The sequence below is a fragment of the Streptomyces sp. P9-A4 genome (assembly GCF_036634195.1).
Lineage (GTDB): Bacteria > Actinomycetota > Actinomycetes > Streptomycetales > Streptomycetaceae > Streptomyces.
On the sequence record NZ_JAZIFY010000001.1, the window covers coordinates 198474 to 214874 of the forward strand.

Annotated in this window: 15 protein-coding genes; 9 read left to right on the forward strand and 6 right to left on the reverse strand. The window is 70.0% G+C overall.

What is annotated here, in order from left to right; translation table 11 throughout:
* The 3 genes from V4Y03_RS00940 to V4Y03_RS00950 all read right to left on the reverse strand — a co-directional run bounded on the left by V4Y03_RS00940 (position 1) and on the right by V4Y03_RS00950 (position 3336).
* Complete coding sequence (locus V4Y03_RS00940; RefSeq protein ID WP_332433548.1) at positions 1-513, reverse strand: potassium channel family protein; 513 nt, start codon at positions 511-513, stop codon at positions 1-3.
* 312 nt (positions 514-825) lie between these two features.
* Positions 826-1344 carry a sortase gene (locus V4Y03_RS00945; protein WP_332433550.1) on the reverse strand — a complete coding sequence of 173 codons (519 nt, stop codon included), beginning with the start codon at positions 1342-1344 and terminating at the stop codon, positions 826-828.
* Positions 1345-1674: 330 nt separating this feature from the next.
* Entirely contained in the window at positions 1675-3336 is a 1662-nt protein-coding gene (locus V4Y03_RS00950; RefSeq protein ID WP_317872984.1) for an FAD-dependent oxidoreductase, read from the reverse strand.
* A gap of 234 nt (positions 3337-3570) precedes the next feature.
* Here V4Y03_RS00950 and V4Y03_RS00955 point away from each other — a divergent pair, with 234 nt between their 5' ends.
* From V4Y03_RS00955 to V4Y03_RS00985, 7 genes are all read left to right on the forward strand, one after another.
* Positions 3571-4692: a SchA/CurD-like domain-containing protein gene (locus V4Y03_RS00955; RefSeq protein WP_332433551.1), complete on the forward strand. Its 1122-nt coding sequence runs from the start codon at positions 3571-3573 to the stop codon at positions 4690-4692.
* Between the two features lie 67 nt (positions 4693-4759).
* On the forward strand, positions 4760-5230 hold the full coding sequence (locus tag V4Y03_RS00960; protein WP_317872986.1) for a cupin domain-containing protein: 471 nt from the start codon (positions 4760-4762) through the stop codon (positions 5228-5230).
* Positions 5227-6495, forward strand: a complete 1269-nt coding sequence (locus tag V4Y03_RS00965; RefSeq protein ID WP_332433553.1) for a beta-ketoacyl-[acyl-carrier-protein] synthase family protein — start codon at positions 5227-5229, stop codon at positions 6493-6495. The genes V4Y03_RS00960 and V4Y03_RS00965 overlap by 4 nt, the downstream gene beginning before the upstream one ends.
* Positions 6492-7739 carry a ketosynthase chain-length factor gene (locus tag V4Y03_RS00970; RefSeq protein WP_332433554.1) on the forward strand — a complete coding sequence of 416 codons (1248 nt, stop codon included), beginning with the start codon at positions 6492-6494 and terminating at the stop codon, positions 7737-7739. The genes V4Y03_RS00965 and V4Y03_RS00970 overlap by 4 nt, the downstream gene beginning before the upstream one ends.
* Positions 7740-7763: 24 nt before the next feature.
* Positions 7764-8024 (forward strand): acyl carrier protein, encoded by a 261-nt coding sequence (locus V4Y03_RS00975; protein ID WP_332433556.1) that lies wholly within the window; start codon positions 7764-7766, stop codon positions 8022-8024.
* 1 nt (position 8025) lies between these two features.
* Positions 8026-8505, forward strand: coding sequence for an SRPBCC family protein (locus V4Y03_RS00980; RefSeq protein ID WP_317872990.1), 480 nt, complete (start codon positions 8026-8028; stop codon positions 8503-8505).
* A 64-nt stretch (positions 8506-8569) separates the two neighbouring features.
* Positions 8570-8902 (forward strand): TcmI family type II polyketide cyclase, encoded by a 333-nt coding sequence (locus V4Y03_RS00985; protein WP_317872991.1) that lies wholly within the window; start codon positions 8570-8572, stop codon positions 8900-8902.
* Positions 8903-8987: 85 nt separating this feature from the next.
* On the opposite strand, the gene V4Y03_RS00990 is transcribed toward V4Y03_RS00985, so the two are convergent.
* Together V4Y03_RS00990 and V4Y03_RS00995 are read right to left on the reverse strand one after the other, a co-directional pair.
* On the reverse strand, positions 8988-10016 hold the full coding sequence (locus tag V4Y03_RS00990) for a methyltransferase (RefSeq protein ID WP_332433557.1): 1029 nt from the start codon (positions 10014-10016) through the stop codon (positions 8988-8990).
* Positions 10017-10071: 55 nt separating this feature from the next.
* Positions 10072-11136: a right-handed parallel beta-helix repeat-containing protein gene (locus tag V4Y03_RS00995; RefSeq protein WP_332433558.1), complete on the reverse strand. Its 1065-nt coding sequence runs from the start codon at positions 11134-11136 to the stop codon at positions 10072-10074.
* Positions 11137-11322: 186 nt separating this feature from the next.
* Here V4Y03_RS00995 and V4Y03_RS01000 point away from each other — a divergent pair, with 186 nt between their 5' ends.
* Positions 11323-12867 carry an MFS transporter gene (locus tag V4Y03_RS01000; protein ID WP_332433560.1) on the forward strand — a complete coding sequence of 515 codons (1545 nt, stop codon included), beginning with the start codon at positions 11323-11325 and terminating at the stop codon, positions 12865-12867.
* Between the two features lie 675 nt (positions 12868-13542).
* Positions 13543-14553 carry a hypothetical protein gene (locus V4Y03_RS01005; RefSeq protein WP_332433561.1) on the forward strand — a complete coding sequence of 337 codons (1011 nt, stop codon included), beginning with the start codon at positions 13543-13545 and terminating at the stop codon, positions 14551-14553.
* Between the two features lie 34 nt (positions 14554-14587).
* On the opposite strand, the gene V4Y03_RS01010 is transcribed toward V4Y03_RS01005, so the two are convergent.
* Entirely contained in the window at positions 14588-15574 is a 987-nt protein-coding gene (locus V4Y03_RS01010) for a WD40 repeat domain-containing protein (protein WP_332433562.1), read from the reverse strand.
* Positions 15575-16401: the final 827 nt, after the last annotated feature.

A 16401-nucleotide genomic window follows, 5' to 3' on the forward strand; every position in this document is an offset into this window, starting at 1 on the left:
TCACCGCTCGGTGGACGAGCTGTCGTCCGCCCCGTCCCTAGGTGCCTGGCCTTGCCGCCGACGGCCCTCCTGGACTGCACCCGCCAGGAAGCGGGCAGCTACGCCGATCAACAGGAGATTGGCCGTCATCTGACCTGTGACCAGCAGCCGCGCCGGCTCGCTGCGCGGGCTGATGTCGCCGAAGCCGACGGTACTGAACACCGTCATCGTGAAGTACAGGGCGTCGGTCCGCGACAGCGATTCGCTGAAACTCTCCGGCGCACTGCGCTCCAACAGGTAGTAGGCCGAGGCGAACAACAGCAGATAGAGCGGAAGCACCGTCGCCAACGCGGTCAACGCCCGAAGCCCCGGCCGGGCGGAACGCATGATCGTGCGGACCTGCCGGACCAGGAGCGCGACCACCACCACGCCACCACCCAGGAGCGCCAAGACGGTGGCCGCCGTGAAAGCCGAGTCCAGGGGCAGCACGTAGTACGCAGCCAGGAGGACCGTCAGCGTCAGAAGAGAACGCACCGTGGTGAGCAGAGCCGCTCGACGGCCGTGTGGATCCCTGCCCACGTTTCCCCTCTCGGTCGCACCGGATGCCGTGACCGCGCTACTGCGCCTGCCAGAGGGCAGTCACGCTCTGCCGGGCGATCCCGATGCCGTGCGGCAGGCGCACCACGAGGTCACCGGCCCGGCGGCGCCGGCGCCCATGCCTTTTGGCGCGGGCGTCGGGCCCTCCGGCCGGAGGGCCGGAGGGCCGGAGGGCCGGAGGGCCGGAGGGCCGGAGGGCCGGAGGGCCGGAGTGCCCGACGGCTGCGGAGCAGAGCCGTGGGCGTGGGCTCAGGCGCCGTTCCGGGCGGCGGTGGCGCGGCGGCGCGTCCTGATCAGGACGCCGGCGGCGGCGCCGCCGAGGAGCAACGCGCCGAGGGCGTACGGGCTGCCGCTGCCGCCCCCGTCCGCACCCTCGTCCGGGCCTGCGGCCCAGCCGAAGCCCGCCTCCACCGCACCGACCGGCTGGCCGGAGATCTGATAGGTGACGGTCTGCTTGATGCGAGGCGGGCACTTGAGGGTCACCGTGTCCGTGCCGGAGACGGCATCCGACGGAAGCGTGAACCTACCCACCAGGACACCCTCCCGGTCGCCGGGCAGGAGGTGGAACTTCCCGCCCGCGTCCGACTCACCCTTGCCGTACGTCTCCTTGCCGCAGGCGGTCGTACTGACGGTGACGGTGGTCCCGGGGGCCGCCTTCCACGGATTGACCCGGACGTCACCGTCGGGCGCCGCGACGGCGGAGGATGCGGACAGGACGAGGGCGCCCAGGGCCAGGGCGAGCTGGGTACCCGTACGTGCGAAACGCATGCTTCTTCTCTCCTTCGGCGGAGCTTTCCTGGCCGGCTGGGCAGCGCGGCACCTGTGCTGTGCTCCGTGCCCGAGAAGAACCCCGACCGGTGGGCACCGCAACAGGAGAGTCACGCGCGCTGTCCCCCGGTCGGGGTCTTGATCTGCCCTGCTGGTGATCATTTCCGCAGGTCACGGCGGCTCGTACGGTGCTCGGGATCGGACGGCGTCCTGCGCGCGAACGGGCTAGACGCACGGGCTAGACGCACGGATCACGAGCGTCGTAGGTGCTGCCCGATCCTCTTCATCGCGAAGACTTCCAGACCTGCCGTGCCGGTCACGAGGAAGCGGTCAGTCCCGGCCCAGGATCACCGTGAGGGCTTGCCGCAACGCCGCTCCGGGATCGGCCGACGCCCCTTCGGACCGCCACGCGACGAACCCGTCGGGGCGGACCAGCACCGCGCCGTCCGGCGTGACGCCGTGAACCTCCGCCCAGTCCGTTTCGCTCGCGGGGGAGAGCTCCGCGGCGGGCCCGGCGCCGATCCGGTACGAGTCGAGCGGCACCGACAACTGCTGCGCGACGCGTGTCGCCGCGGTGTGCCAGTCGCCGGCGCCGTCTTCGGAACTCAGAAGTACCAGGGACCGCTCGTACAGGTCGAGGGTGGAGACCCGGGTACCGGCGCGGTTCAGCCACATGTGGGGTGCCCGGCTTCCGGGTTCGCCCGTCAGGCGCAGTCCGTCGGACACGACCGGCATCGTCCGGTCGGCGCCCAGGACGGCGCCCTGCGGATAACGGTAGCCGAGCACCTCGTTGAGGATGCCGCCCTTCTTCCCCTGGGGGCCGCCGGATCCGGGGCCGGGGGCGTACCCGGGGTGGCTGTGTTCGACCGACCGCGCCGCAGCCCGAGCGCCCGTCGTCTCCGCGACCGGCCGGCGCTCCGCGCCGTAGGAGGCGAGCAGGCCGGGGCCGGCCCAGCCGCCCAGTACGGCCGCGAGCTTCCAGGCGAGGTTGTGCGCGTCCTGGATACCGGTGTTGGAGCCGAACGCCCCGGTGGGCGGCATCTCGTGGGCGGAGTCGCCGACGAGGAACACCCGGCCGTCCGCGTACCGTTCGGCGATCCTCTGCGCCGCGTGCCAGGGAGCTCTGCCCGTGATCTCCACATCGAGGTCCGGCACCCCCACGGCCCGCCGGATGTGTTCCGTGCACCGCTCGTCGGTGAACTCCTCCAGCGTCTCGCCGTGTTCGGGGTGCCAGGGCGCGTGGAACACCCAGCGCTCCCGGTTGTCGACCGGCAGCAGGGCCCCGTCGGCTTCCGGGTTCGTCAGGTAGCAGACGATGAAGCGCCGGTCGCCGACGACGTCCGCGAGGCCGCGGGAGACGAAGGTGATGCTCACGTTGTGGAAGAGGTCGCCCGGACCGCTCTGCCCGATGCCGAGTTGCTCGCGAACCGGGCTGCGCGGGCCGTCCGCCGCGACGAGGTAGTCCGCGCGGATGGTGGTGTGTTCACCGGTGCCGCGACTCTTGACCTGTGCGGTCACCCCTTCGGAGTCCTGCTCGAAGGACATCAGCTCGGTCGCGAACCGCAGATCTCCGCCGAGCTCCCCAGCGTGCTTCAGCAGCACCGGTTCGAGATCGTTCTGGCTGCACAGACACCACCCGGCGGGACTGAAGCGGGCGGTCCCGCCACCGGGGTCGATGTTCTTGAACAACCACTCGCCGACGTCGCCCACCAGGCTCGGCGTCTGCAGGATCCCGTTGTTGAGTGCCAAGACCGAAGCGGCCTCCTCGATGGGCCGCGTCATCCCGGCGCTACGGAACAGCTCCATCGTACGGACGTTGTTGCCGCGGCCACGCGGGTGGATCGACGTGCCGGTATGGCGCTCGACCAGTGTGTGCGGCACTCCGAGACGCCCCAGGAACAGCGAGGTGGACAAGCCCACCAACGAGCCGCCGACGATGAGTACGGGCGTGCGGTGCCCGGTTGCTTCCCCGGCCGCGTCGAATCGGTTCATTGCTCGTCTCCGGCGTCGTCTGCGACGCGAGTTGAGGATGGGATGCAGATTCATGCCCCTCGGGGACGGGTTCGCGTGCCCGGGGCACCCGGATGACACGCGGTTCACTCGTCCGCTTCATGCGGCTCGCGCGCTGTAGGCGCTCCTGTCAAGGATCGACACTGACCGGCCTCGGCGTTTCGGCCGGGCAGGTCGTCTCCCCACCCCCACCGAGAAGAGAAAGAGGTGTGCCGGATGGCCCCCTCGGGACGCATCTCGCAGTCCGTGTTCGACGGCTCCAGGCTGCGGGTGATCCTCCTGCTCGACCTGTACGAAGGAGCGCAGCAGCAGTTCCTGGACGCGTACGAACTCATGTGCCAGCAGGTCGCCTCCGTTCCCGGACACATCAGTGACCAGCTCTGCCAGTCCATCGAGAACCCCTCGCAGTGGCTCATCACCAGCGAGTGGGAGAGCGCCCCGCCGTTCCTCGCGTGGGTGAACAGCGAGGAGCACGTCGAAACCGTCAAGCCGATGCACAGCTGCGTCCGGGACACCCGGTCGATGCGATACAGCATCCTCCGGGAGACCAACGCCGGTCAGCCGGCCTCGCGCACCACGGCATCGGCCGACGTGCAGGTGGAGCCCCGCGTGGGCGAAGGTGTGGCACGCCATGCCCTCACCTTCACCGTCAAGCCGGGTTCCGAGTCGAAGGTGGCGGAGCTCCTGGCCGGGTACGAGTCGCCCCAGGCCCAGGTCGACGAGACCACACGGCTGCGCCGCACCTCCCTCTTCATGCACGGCAACCGCGTCGTGCGTGCCGTGGAGGTGGAGGGCGACCTGCTCGTGGCGCTGCGGCACGTCGCCCGTCAGCCCCAGGTGCGAGCGGTCGAGGAGGCCATCAACCCGTACCTCGAGCAGGACCGGGACCTGACCGACCCCGAGTCGGCACGGGTGTTCTTCACCCGGGCCGCGCTGCCGGCCGTCCACCATGTGGTGTCCGACCGGCCCGCGCCGGCCGACCTGCGACGGCACGCGCTGTACTACCCGGCCAAGGAAGGCCAGGGGATGGCACTCGCCCGGCTGCTCTCCCGTCAGGACCGGGCCGCCGCGGACGATCCGGACAGCCCGGTGTACAGCAGCACCGTGTTCCAGCGCGACGACATCGTGGTGCGCCTCGTCGACGTCACGGGCGACCTCGACCTCGACCCCGTCGCCTCCCTCGGGCTCAAGGGCCCGCGGAATGCGGCGGAGTTGGAACGCCTCCTCGACGGCGGCGCGATCGGCGTCGAGGGCTCCCTGAAGACGGAGCGCAACATCAACCGGCTTCTGTCGCACGCGGACATGCTGCCCGTCACGGACCGTTCGGCGCACTCCTGACGGCCGGCCGCGGCTCGCACCGCGGTCGCTCCCCAGCACGTCACTGTCACATCTGGAGGTAGCAACCATGCTCAAGCAGCGTCCACGGATCGTGAACCTGAGCGATACGGAACCCAACCGCAGGCGGGGAGGTGACCTGCGGGCCATGCTCACCCCGGCCACCGTGGGTTCCACCAGCGGCTTCATGGGCCTGGCCATCGTCCAGCCCGGCGAGCGCATCGGAGAGCACTACCACCCGTACTCGGAGGAGTTCGTGTACGTGGTCTCGGGCGCGCTGGAGGTGGACCTGGATGGCGACACGTACGCGCTCCAGCCCGATCAGGGCCTCCTGATCCCGATCGACGTACGGCACCGCTTCCGCAACGTGGGCGATGTGGAGGCCCGCATGGTCTTCCACCTGGGCCCACTCGCCCCCCGGCCGAGCCTCGGCCACGTCGACACGGAGATCACCGACGAGGCCGAGCTCGCCGCGGCGGGCCCGCACCTGACCGTGCACGACCCGGGACGGGCGTCCGAGCGAAGCGGGGCCATCGAGTGACCCGGCGAGTGGCCGTCACCGGCATCGGTGTGGTCGCTCCAGGCGGCACCGGGGCGAAGGCGTTCTGGGACCTGCTCGCCGCCGGCCGTACCGCGACCCGCGGCATCACCCTGTTCGACCCGGTCGGGCTGCGCTCCCGCATCGCCGCCGAGTGCGACTTCGACCCGGCGGACCACGGACTGGATCCGGACGTGAGCCGCCACGCCGACCGGTACATCCAGTTCGCCGTCGTCGCCGCCGGGGAAGCCGTCCGCGACTCCGGACTCGACACCGACGCCGAAGACCCCTGGCGCGTCGCCGTCTCCCTGGGCAGCGCCGTCGGCGGCACCACCCGACTCGAACACGACTACGTCCTGGTCAGCGAGGGCGGGCGGCGGTGGGACGTGGACCACCGCGCGGCCGGCCCCAAGCTGCACATGGCGTTCTCGCCAAGCACGCTCGCCTCCGTCGTGGCCGAGCAGTTCGGCGCCCGCGGCCCGGTGCAGACAGTCTCCACCGGCTGCACCTCCGGCCTCGACGCCGTGGGCTACGCCTTCCACACCATCGAGGAGGGCCGGGCGGACGTCTGCATCGCAGGTGCGTCGGACTCCCCGATCTCCCCCATCACCATGGCCTGCTTCGACGCCATCAAGGCCACGTCGCCCGACAACGACGACCCGGAGCACGCCTCCCGGCCCTTCGACAACAACCGCAACGGTTTCGTCATGGGAGAAGGCGCGGCCGTCCTCGTCCTGGAGGAGTACGAGCACGCCAGGGCACGGGGGGCGCACATCTACTGCGAGATCGGCGGCTACGCCACCTTCGGCAACGCGTACCACATGACCGGTCTGACAGGCGAGGGGCTGGAGATGTCCCGGGCGATCGACTCCACGCTCGACCGGGCCCGGCTCGACCCCACGCTGATCGACTACGTCAACGCGCACGGCTCGGGCACCCGGCAGAACGACCGGCACGAGACCGCCGCCGTGAAGCGGTCACTGGGTGCGCACGCCTACGACACGCCCATGAGCTCCATCAAATCCATGGTGGGGCACTCGCTGGGCGCAATCGGCGCGATCGAGGTGGCCGCCTGCGTGCTCGCACTGAAGCACCAGGTGGTGCCCCCGACGGCGAACTACGAGACACCCGACCCCGAGTGCGACCTGGACTACGTGCCGCGCACCGCCCGCCCCCGGAAACTCAGGAACGTGCTTTCCGTGGGCAGCGGATTCGGCGGCTTCCAGTCCGCGGTCCTCCTGACGCGACCGGGTGGGAGGACACGATGAGCACTGAGCGCCCACGGCGCGCGGTCGTCACCGGGATCGGCGTGATCGCCCCCAACGGACTGCGTGCCGACGCGTACTGGAAGTCCGTCCGGGAAGGGCTCGGCGTACTGGACCGGATCACCCGCGAGGGGTGCCAGGACCTGCCCCTCAAGGTCGCGGGCGAGGTCCGGGGCTTCGACGTCGGCGACCTGATCGAGGAGCGGTTCCTCGTCCAGACCGACCGCTTCAGCCACTACGCGATGGCCGCGGCCCAGCTCGCCCTCGACGACGCCGGCCTCGCCCGGGAGGGCCCCGAGGAGCCGTTCGAGATCGGTGTGGTCACCGCGGCCGGCTCCGGCGGCGGCGAGTTCGGCCAGCGCGAGCTCCAGAAGCTCTGGGGCCAGGGGTCCAAGTTCGTCGGCCCGTACCAGTCCATCGCCTGGTTCTACGCCGCGAGCACCGGCCAGATCTCCATCCGGAGCGGCTTCAAGGGGCCGTGCGGTGTGGTCGCGAGCGACGAGGCGGGAGGCCTGGACGGCATCGCCCATGCGGCCCGTGCCGTACGGCGTGGCACCGGTGCGGTGGTCGTCGGAGCGGCGGAGGCCCCCCTCGCCCCGTACTCGATGGTGTGCCAGCTCGGATACCCGGAGCTCAGCAGCGTCGAGGACCCGGACCGCGCCTACCGGCCCTTCACCTCGGGAGCCTGCGGCTTCGTCCCGGCGGAGGGCGGCGCGATGCTCGTCGTGGAGGACGAGTCCCGCGCCCGCGACCGGGGAGCGGCCGTCCGGGCCGTCGTCGCCGGCCACGGGGCCACGTTCACCGGCGCCTCCCGGTGGGAGGAGTCCCGGGAGGGGCTCGCCCGTGCCATCCGTGTCGCCCTCGACGAGGCCGGGTGCGCCCCCGAGGAGATCGACGTCGTCTTCGCCGACGCCTTGGGCGTACCGGAGGCGGACCGCGCCGAGGCGCTGGCGATCGCCGACGTCCTCGGGGCACACGCCGGCCGCGTCCCCGTCACGGCGCCCAAGACGGGCATCGGGCGTGCCTACTGCGGGGCGCCCGTCCTGGACACCGCCGCCGCGGTCTTCGCGATGGAGCACGGCGTGGTCCCCCCCACCCCCAACGTGTTCGACATCTGCCACGACCTCGATCTGGTGATGTCCCGCGCTCGCCCCGCCGAGCTGCGCACGGCCCTCGTCCTCAGCAGGGGACTCATGGGATCCAACGCGGCGCTGGTCGTGCGCCGCGGCGACGACACCGCCCGGTAGGACCGGGCGGTAAGGAGAGTACAGATGATCACCACCACACTGACCTTCGACGAGCTCGCCGCGCTGATGAAGCAGTCGGCCGGTGTCACCGTGGACGTCCGGGAGCTGGAGAAGGAGCCGGACGTGCCGTTCGCCACCCTCGGCGTCGACTCGCTGGGCCTGCTCGGGATCGTCGGCGAGCTGGAGAACCGGTACAGCGTGGCACTGCCGACGGACGCCGAGCGCTGCAAGACGCCCTCCGAGTTCCTCGACCTGGTCAACAACGCCCTCAAGACGGGAGTCTGACGTGGCCGGCCACACCGACAACAGCATCACCATCGACGCCCCGCTCGACCTCGTCTGGGACATCACCAACGACATCGAGAACTGGCCCGGCCTCTTCAGCGAGTACGCCTCCCTGGAAGTGCTCTCCCGCGAGGGCGACTCCACGACCTTCCGCCTGACCATGCATCCGGACGAGTCCGGGAAGGTCTGGAGCTGGGTGTCGGAGCGCACGGTCGACCGTCCCGGGCGGACCGTCCGCGCCCGCCGCGTCGAGACCGGCCCGTTCGACCACATGGACATCCGGTGGGAGTACGAGGAGACCCCGGCCGGCGTCCACATGCGCTGGGTGCAGGACTTCGCGATGAAGCCCGACGCCCCGGTCGACGACGCCTGGATGACCGACAACATCAACCGCAACTCCCGCACGCAGATGGCCCTCATCCGGGACCGCATCGAGCAGGTCGCCCGCGACCGCCGGAGCGCCCCGGTCCTGCCCGGCTGACCGCGGCCCGTCGCACCCACACCCGCACCCACACCCGCATACCCGCACCCTGGAAGGACGCTCGATGCACCACTCCCTGATCGTCGCCCGGATGGCGCCCGGCTCGGGCCCGGCGATCGCCGACGTGTTCGCCGCCTCCGACCGTGGAGAACTCCCCCACCTGGTCGGCGTCACGCGGCGTCGCCTGTTCCAGTTCGGCGACGTGTACCTGCACCTCATCGAGTCGGACCAGGACCCGGGGCCGGCCATCGCGAAGCTGACCGGACACCCTGAGTTCCGCGACGCCAGCGAGAAGCTGTCGGCGTACGTCAGCGCGTACGACCCGCAGACGTGGCGGAGCCCCAAGGACGCCATGGCACAGTGCTTCTACCAGTGGGAGCGCGACGCCGGTTCCTGATCCTTACCGGCAGGGAAACCCGAGGCCGCCCGCCCCGCGAACGACGCGGAGCGGGCGGCCTCGGGTTTCCTCTCCCCCGTCCCCGTCAGGCGGGCACGGTGCACTCGAACGCGTGGAGGTACGCGTTGACCGGGCGGATCTCGCCGATGACGAGCCCCGCCTCCGTCAGCCGGTCGACCATGCTCTGCCGGGTGTGCTTCGCACCGCCGACGTTGAGGAGCAGCAGCAGGTCCATGGCGGTCGTGAACCTCATCGAGGGCGTGTCGTCGACGAGGTTCTCGATCACGACGACCCGGGCGCCGGGGCGCGCCGCCCTGCGGACGTTGGCGAGCGCCCTACGGGTGCTCTCGTCGTCCCACTCCAGGATGTTCTTGATGATGTACACATCCGCCCGGATCGGGATGTCCTCGCGGCAGTCGCCGGCCACCACACGGACCCGGGGACTGAGCGCGCCGCCGTCCCGCAGGCGCGGGTCGGCGTTCTCCACCACTCCCGGCAGGTCGAGCAGCGCGCCGTTCAGGGAGGGGTGCTTCTCCAGCAGACTCGCCAGGACGTGTCCCTGTCCGCCGCCGATGTCCGCGACGCAGGACACGTCCCCGAGGTCGAGGAGGTCCGCGACGTCCTGTGCCGACTGCCTGCTCGACGTGGTCATGGCCCGGTTGAAGACGTGGGCGGACTCGGGCGCGTCCTCGTTGAGGTACGCGAAGAACTCCCGCCCGTACACGTCCTCGAAGACGTTCCGTCCGGAGCGCACGGCCTCGTCGAGCTTCGGCCAGACGTCCCACGTCCACGGTTCGGTGCACCACAGTGCGATGTACCGCAGGCTGTGCGGATCGTCCTCGCGCAGCAGCCGGGACATCTCCGTGTGGGCGAAGGTGCCGTCGGGCTGCTCGGTGAAGACCCCTTGGCAGGACAGTGCGCGCAGCAGCCTGCGCAGTGTCTGCGGCTGGGTCTTCACGGCGGCCGCGAGGTCCTCCGCGGTCATGGACGTGTCGCCCAGGGCGTCGGCCACGCCCAGACGGGCGGCCGCGCGTACGGCGGCGGCGCACGCCGCCCCGAAGACGAGTTCCCTCAGCCGCATCGGCGGGGCGGGAGCCGGGTCAACCGTTGTCATCTGTTCGCCTTGTCCTTGCTGTCGTGCCGTGGGTGGTGTCGGGGATCCCGGTGGGTCAGCACATTCCGGCGGGTTCCGAGAGCGTGCAGGTGTTACGGGTGAAGGTGTTGCCCTTGCCGGTGTCCCGGTCGGCCAGATCGGCGGGGCTGTTGCGCATCACCACGTTGTCGCGGATCGCGTTCTGCTCGTTCGGAACGCCCACGAAGCTCTTGAACAGCACGATGCCGCCCGAGAGCGGCGAGGCGCCCACGTTGCCGACGACCCTGTTCTTCTCCACCACCGTCTCCTCGGCGCCGGTGAGGACGATGCCCGAGCCTTGCAGGAAGGGCAGACGGGGGGTCTTCGGGCAGTACTTGTTGTTGGCGTGGATGTCGTTGCGGCGCAGGGTCATCGCCCCCGCGCGCGGGGTGGACTCGTCGCCCACCACGAAGACGGCGGCGCAGTTCGCGGTCGCCTCGTTGTGGTCGACCGTCACGTTCCGCAGGCGCCGCACCGTGAGGCCGATCCGGTTGCCGGACAGGCTGTTGTGGGTGACCAGCGTGCCCTCGGCGTCCGTGGCGCCGGCCTCCGTGTCGGTGGTGTTGGCCAGGAACAGTCCGGCGTCGGCGTTGTTCCGGGCGGTGTTGTGGCTGAAGACACCCCGTGTGGATCTCTCCTGGGCGATGCCCCACTTCCCGTTCTTCTCGGCAAGCACCTTGCGGACCGTCAGCCGGTCGGTGCGGGAGGCCCACAGGCCGTTGGCGGTGTAGCCCCTGAGGGCGAGGGAGCGCACGGTGACGCCCTCGACGGGGCGGCTGTCCGTCCCGGTCACGCAGATGCCGTGACCGGCCTTGGCGCATGTGTCGTCGGCTGCGGCGCCGCCGGGCACGAGGACCGTGGAGGCCGGGCCCGAGCCGCGCAGCGTCAGGCGCGGAGTGGTGATGCGGACGCTCTCGCGGTAGGTGCCGGGTGACAGGACGATGGTGTCCCCCGGTTTCGCGGCGTCCACGGCCTTCTGGATCGATTCGCCGGGCTCGACCAGGTGCGCCGTACGGCTCCCGGCACCGGGCGCGGCCGCACCCAGCCCGGAGGCCGTGAGGGCCACGGTGCAGGCCAGCAGGGTGATCTGTCGTTTGGTCATGTGCCGAAGTTAAGAGCGCGTATTCCGGCCTGCCACCGGTGATCCCCCAGGCGGACCTAGGCGTACCTCCCTGCGGTCCACGCTCGGGCGTGGCGCGCGGGTCCTCACGGCGATCTCCGCTCCTCCCTGGATCATGGGGGCCGCCGGGGGCACGTCTTCGGTGCGGCGGGCGGCAAAGGGGTTCGGATGCGCAAGTGGTGGCCCTTGGCCGCGATCTGTCTGGGCACGTTCATGCTCCTGCTGGACGTCACGATCGTGACGGTGGCGCTGCCCGCCATGGCGACCGACCTCGGCACCACGCTCTCCGAGCTGGAGTGGGTGGTCGACGCGTACGCGCTGGCGCTGGCGACGCTGCTGCTCGGCGTCGGTTCCCGCGCCGACCGGATCGGCCGCAGGAGGGTGTACCTGGTCGGGCTGATCGTCTTCACCGCGGCGTCGGTGGCGTGCGCGGTCGCCCCGAACGCGGGTGTGCTGATCGGCGCCCGCGTGGTGCAGGGGATCGGCGCCGCCGGGATGTTCGGTACGACGATCGCCCTGCTCGGCATGCACTACGGCGGCCGGGACCGGGGGGTGGCCTTCGCCCTGTGGGGCGCCACCAACTCGGTCGCCGCCGCGGCCGGGCCCGTCGTCGGCGGACTCCTCACCCAGTACCTGGACTGGCGGTGGATCTTCTTCGTCAACCTGCCGGTCTGTCTGGCCGCCGTCGCGATGACGCTCCTGTCCGTCCGGGAGGCCAAGGGGCAGGGTCGGCAGCAAGCGGACGTCCTCGGCGCCGTCTCCTTCACGGTGGCGAGCGGGGCTCTCACCTTCGGGCTGGTCCGCGCCCACTCCGACGGCTGGACGACTCCAATCACCCTCGGTCTGTTCGGCACGGCGGCTGTCGCCCTCGCCCTGTTCGTCATGGTCGAGACGAGGGTCGAGCACCCGGTCCTCGACCTGTCGCTGTTCCGCAGACCATCGTTCACCGGCATCATGACCGGCGCCCTGTTCCTGCAAGGCGCCGCGTTCGCCTACCTGTTGTACGAGTCCCTGTGGATGCAGTCCGTCCTGGGGTACGAGCCCGTCGAAGCAGGTCTGTACATCCTGCCCATGTGCGCCTCCGCGTTCCTCGCGTCCGTGCTCGCGGGCCGCTTCGGCCCCTGGCCGCCACGGGCGACCATCGGAGGAGGGCTGGCACTCGTCGCCATGGGCTCCGGGATGCAGGCCACCCTCGACGCGGGATCCTCGGGCAGCAGCCTCGTGGCGGGGCTCGTCGTCGCCGGTCTGGGCGTCGGGCTCGTGACACCCAGTCTGTCGGCGGCTGCCCTGGCCACGGTGCCGCCTGAGCGCGGAGGCATGGTGGGCGGTGCGGTCAACACCTTCCGCCAGTTGGGCTTCGCCTTGGGGATCGCCGTGTTCGGCGTGATCTTCCAGTCGCGGATCGAGGGTGTGCTGAAGGCCGACGGGCGCATCCCCGACCCGCACGGGGCGGCCGTCGTTCTGAGCGGCGGACACGCCCGGTCGTTCATTGCCGGCCGGCCGGAGTACGAACGCGCCGAGATGACGCGCCTGGTGCGCGAGGCGTTCACGTCCGGCCTGAACGCGGTGCTGGTCGTGGCGGCGGCGCTGGGGGCGGCGGCCTCACTGATCATCGTCGCGACGGTACGGGTCCCCACGGCCGACGCCGGGCAGCAGCCGGAGGCGGGCGCGATCCCGGGCGGACAGGAGACGCGAGCGGACGCCGCGCTGTAGCGTCGGGCGCCCATGGCGTGAGACGTCGCACCCCCGGCCGACGTCCTCGAAGAGCGCGACGAGACGCTCGACGCGGACCGCGTACACCTCGTGTTCGCCGCCCTCAAGGGCCCCGATGCCCAGCCCGCTCCCGATGATTCCCCGCACTTCCCGGTCCACCCCCATCCCCTCCGCCCCGGCACTGCCCGGACCAGGATCCGGACCAGCCCGCACCAGGGAGCCACACTGACCGCGGGCAGGCCGACGGGCGCCCCTCGTGCAGGACGGGAGGTCCGCGCCGCCCGCGGCCCCGTTCAAGGTCTTCAGCCACCCACCGCGACGGCCGGGCCCCGGGTCACCTTTGTCAGCGTCAACAACACGTCCTCGACAACACGTTGAGCTCTGCGCCGTAAGGTGCAGACACCACTTCTCTGGAAGCGATTGCCGCGGGCAGCTCAGCGTGATCACGCCGACGACTCAGGAGACGCCATGGCCACGACACCACCTCCTCCACCGTCACCGTCCTCCGGATCGGGTGCATCGGACCCCGAGGGAGAGAACCCGGCCCCGGTGCCTGGCCCACAGGCTCATAGAGGATCCGGCACGGCACCCCTGCCCAGCCCGTCGAGCGCGGCGTCGCCCTCTCCGTCCTCCGCATCGGCCACGCCGGATCCCGGAGGAGAAGCCGCAGCGCCGGTGGCCGCGCCGACGCCTGGACCGTCGGTTTGGAACCTACTGGCCGACGAACGAATGCCCGGGTTGCGAAGGCTCCCGGCAAAACAGCGGGTTCTGTACTTGGTGGTCGCCGGCATGGTGGTCGTGGGCGGGCTCCTTTTCGCCTACTACGCGAACTACGTTCTGGACCGGACCACGTCGACCGACCGGCTCCGGTCCGACAAGGTCGCGGAGAAGGCCGTCGACCGCGAGCAGCCGCCTTTCGTTTCCACCATCACGCCTCACGACTACGAGCAGGACATGCCCGAGAACATCATCGTGCTGCTCGACCGCCCACTGACCACGACCGAGCAGGCGACTCTTACATCGCTGCGGGGAGACAACGCCGTGGTCTGGGCGTTCATGAAGCCTCTCGGTGGCCGGATCGTGGAGTACACGCCGCCTCTTGCGAAGCCGCTGCTGGAGGGCGGCCGTGCGGAACCGCGCGGCAAGGCCCAGTCGTTCAATCTCAACTTGAACAGCGACCGCGGCGCCGGTCTCACGATCAACGGCATGTCCGCTGCGAAGGACTCGTGCAGTGTTCCTACGGCGCAGACGGTGGTGGACCTTCCTCCGGCCGGCTCAGAGTCCAGGCTGGGTCTGTTGTGGGACCTGACCGGCGGAAAGGCCGCCAAGCCGCACGGGCCGTACGTCCTCGACGAGGGCGACGCCCAGGGCACGCTGTTCTTCCGGTACAACGCCATTGACCTGGGCAACGGTCAGTCGAACATGGCTCTGCGGATCCAGCCGGTGGTGTCCGATCAAACGTGCACATGGCACATCGATGCCACCTATACGGACACTTCCGGCGCCCACACGCAACGCATCCCGAGCGGTCTCGACACCATCACCACTGAGGCCGTACCTCGAAATCCCGTTCAGCGTTTCATTCACGTCCCGGGCTCAGGGTGGGGGTGCGTCGGCAAGGTGAACCAGAAGGGATGTCCGGCCACCGGATTCCTTCCCGAGGTGACACCTTCAGCGGGGTCGTGATGAATTCGATCGCCGGACTGGAATGGCTCTCCTGTCACGGCAGTCTCCACAGAGCAACCTCACCGAGAAGTCCGGCGGTCACCATTTTTCCGTCCGGGCTGAGCCGTACCGGATGCGCGGTGTCGTAATCCGGGTCTTCCCTGTAGATGCGAGTGTCCACGACGTCGACAATCTTTCGGGTAGAAACGTCCCACCGCACAATCAGAGCATCGCCGTTGACCGACCCCACCAGCGTCTCGCCGTCGGGGCTGAATTGCACAGAGTTGACGTATCTGGCAATTCGGTCCTTGGTCGGGGTCGAATCTCCGGATGTGACGAGTGGGGGCACCGTCAGGGTCGCGACCTCCTTTCGGCTGGCTGCCGACCACAGCTTGATCTGCCCGTCTCTGGTACTCAAGCTCGCAGTACCCCCGGCCAGCAAGGTGCCGTCGGGACTGTACGCGAGTTCTAGGACCGAAAGTTCGAGACCCTCGATGGTGCTGATGATTTCGTGAGTGAAGACGTTCCAGAAACGCACGTTGCGCGCCTCATGGCTGGTCGCAATCGTTTTCCCGTCCGGACTGAAGGCAACCGACTCAACCGACTTGTTCGGACTCCTCGTATAACCGATCGGGTCGATCAGCGTCGCGACTTTCTCATGGGTGCCGGTGTCCCACAGGTTGACTGTCGCATGCATATTGGCGCAGGCCAGGATGTTGCCGTGCGGATGAAATGCAAGCGACTGCACCACGACAGGATCGATTTCGGTGTCCGTGAGTGTCGCGATCTCCTTGCGCGCAGCGACGTTCCACAGAGTTGTGCTCTTGCCGTCGCAGCTGGCAAGCAACGTCCCGTCCCTGCTGAAGGCCACGTCGAGGACGCCCTCGAAATGCTCGCCGGGCTCTCGGAGTTTGACGGCGGGTGTCAGGGTGGCCGTGTTCCAGAGTTGGACCGCGCCATTGAGCATTCCGACAGCGAGGATCTTGCTGTCCGGGCTGAATGCGAGCGCGTACGGGACTGTGCCGGTCGCGGCTGCGATCAAGGGGCGAGGCAGCCGGCGTTGGCTGCGCGGTGTCGCCGGCCGTGAGGGCAAGGCCGAATCCCGCGTAGGGGCGGACCGGGGACCCGCTGATTCCGACGGTCCGGAGGACAAGTTCAGCGCGGTGGGTACAGCGATGGCCGCGGCCCCGGTCCCGAGCGCGCCCAGGAGGAGGGTTCGTCGGCTCGGCCGCCACGCCGGGCGACCGGTTCGGGGGCGGGCGGCACCGACCACCGGTGCGAGGGATGAAGGAAGCGGGTGCTCGGTCCCGATGGCGGCGCGCCTCCCGGCCGAAGGGCTTTCCGGGGGTCCGGCTTCCGTGCCCCTCGCCGGCTCGTCGCCCGCCCCTGGCTGATCCGCGTCGGTTGCCATGACCCTCCTCCCCCATCAGTCCCTCGTACACTTCCGTGGCTGACGGGAATCCGCGATTCACCGCGTGCCCGCCATGAACAACGGCCAGGCGTAACGAACTTGACACGACATCACAGTACGGCAGGTGGCATCAGACGCCTGTCCGCCACGGGCGCGATGCGGCGATCAGGCCCCTCACTCCACCTCCCCGTCTTGCATCGTGCGGCCGGGGAGGCAGAGGTCCATTGACAGCGAGGACACGGCAGCCGGTCACAAACAGGGCACAACGATGTCGCCGTTCCAGGAGTGGAGAAGCGCCGGAGCGTCACCGTCGACACGACCGCGTCCCGGGCTGCCTGTGGGTCGATCGGTCCGTCCGTCGCCCAGACATTCGAACCATGGCGGGGCGGACGGGGTACCTCTTCCCTCGCGCGGGCCGCGGACCATACTGGTCGGGCCCTCATCGCCCACTGAACGGT

Coding starts and splice junctions, on each gene's coding strand:
- V4Y03_RS00945 (WP_332433550.1), bottom strand. CDS start 1,344: ATGCGTTTCGCACGTACGGGTACCCAGCTCGCCCTGGCCCTGGGCGCC.
- V4Y03_RS00950 (WP_317872984.1), bottom strand. CDS start 3,336: ATGAACCGATTCGACGCGGCCGGGGAAGCAACCGGGCACCGCACGCCC.
- V4Y03_RS00955 (WP_332433551.1), top strand. CDS start 3,571: ATGGCCCCCTCGGGACGCATCTCGCAGTCCGTGTTCGACGGCTCCAGG.
- V4Y03_RS00960 (WP_317872986.1), top strand. CDS start 4,760: ATGCTCAAGCAGCGTCCACGGATCGTGAACCTGAGCGATACGGAACCC.
- V4Y03_RS00970 (WP_332433554.1), top strand. CDS start 6,492: ATGAGCACTGAGCGCCCACGGCGCGCGGTCGTCACCGGGATCGGCGTG.
- V4Y03_RS00975 (WP_332433556.1), top strand. CDS start 7,764: ATGATCACCACCACACTGACCTTCGACGAGCTCGCCGCGCTGATGAAG.
- V4Y03_RS00985 (WP_317872991.1), top strand. CDS start 8,570: ATGCACCACTCCCTGATCGTCGCCCGGATGGCGCCCGGCTCGGGCCCG.
- V4Y03_RS00990 (WP_332433557.1), bottom strand. CDS start 10,016: ATGACAACGGTTGACCCGGCTCCCGCCCCGCCGATGCGGCTGAGGGAA.
- V4Y03_RS00995 (WP_332433558.1), bottom strand. CDS start 11,136: ATGACCAAACGACAGATCACCCTGCTGGCCTGCACCGTGGCCCTCACG.
- V4Y03_RS01000 (WP_332433560.1), top strand. CDS start 11,323: ATGCGCAAGTGGTGGCCCTTGGCCGCGATCTGTCTGGGCACGTTCATG.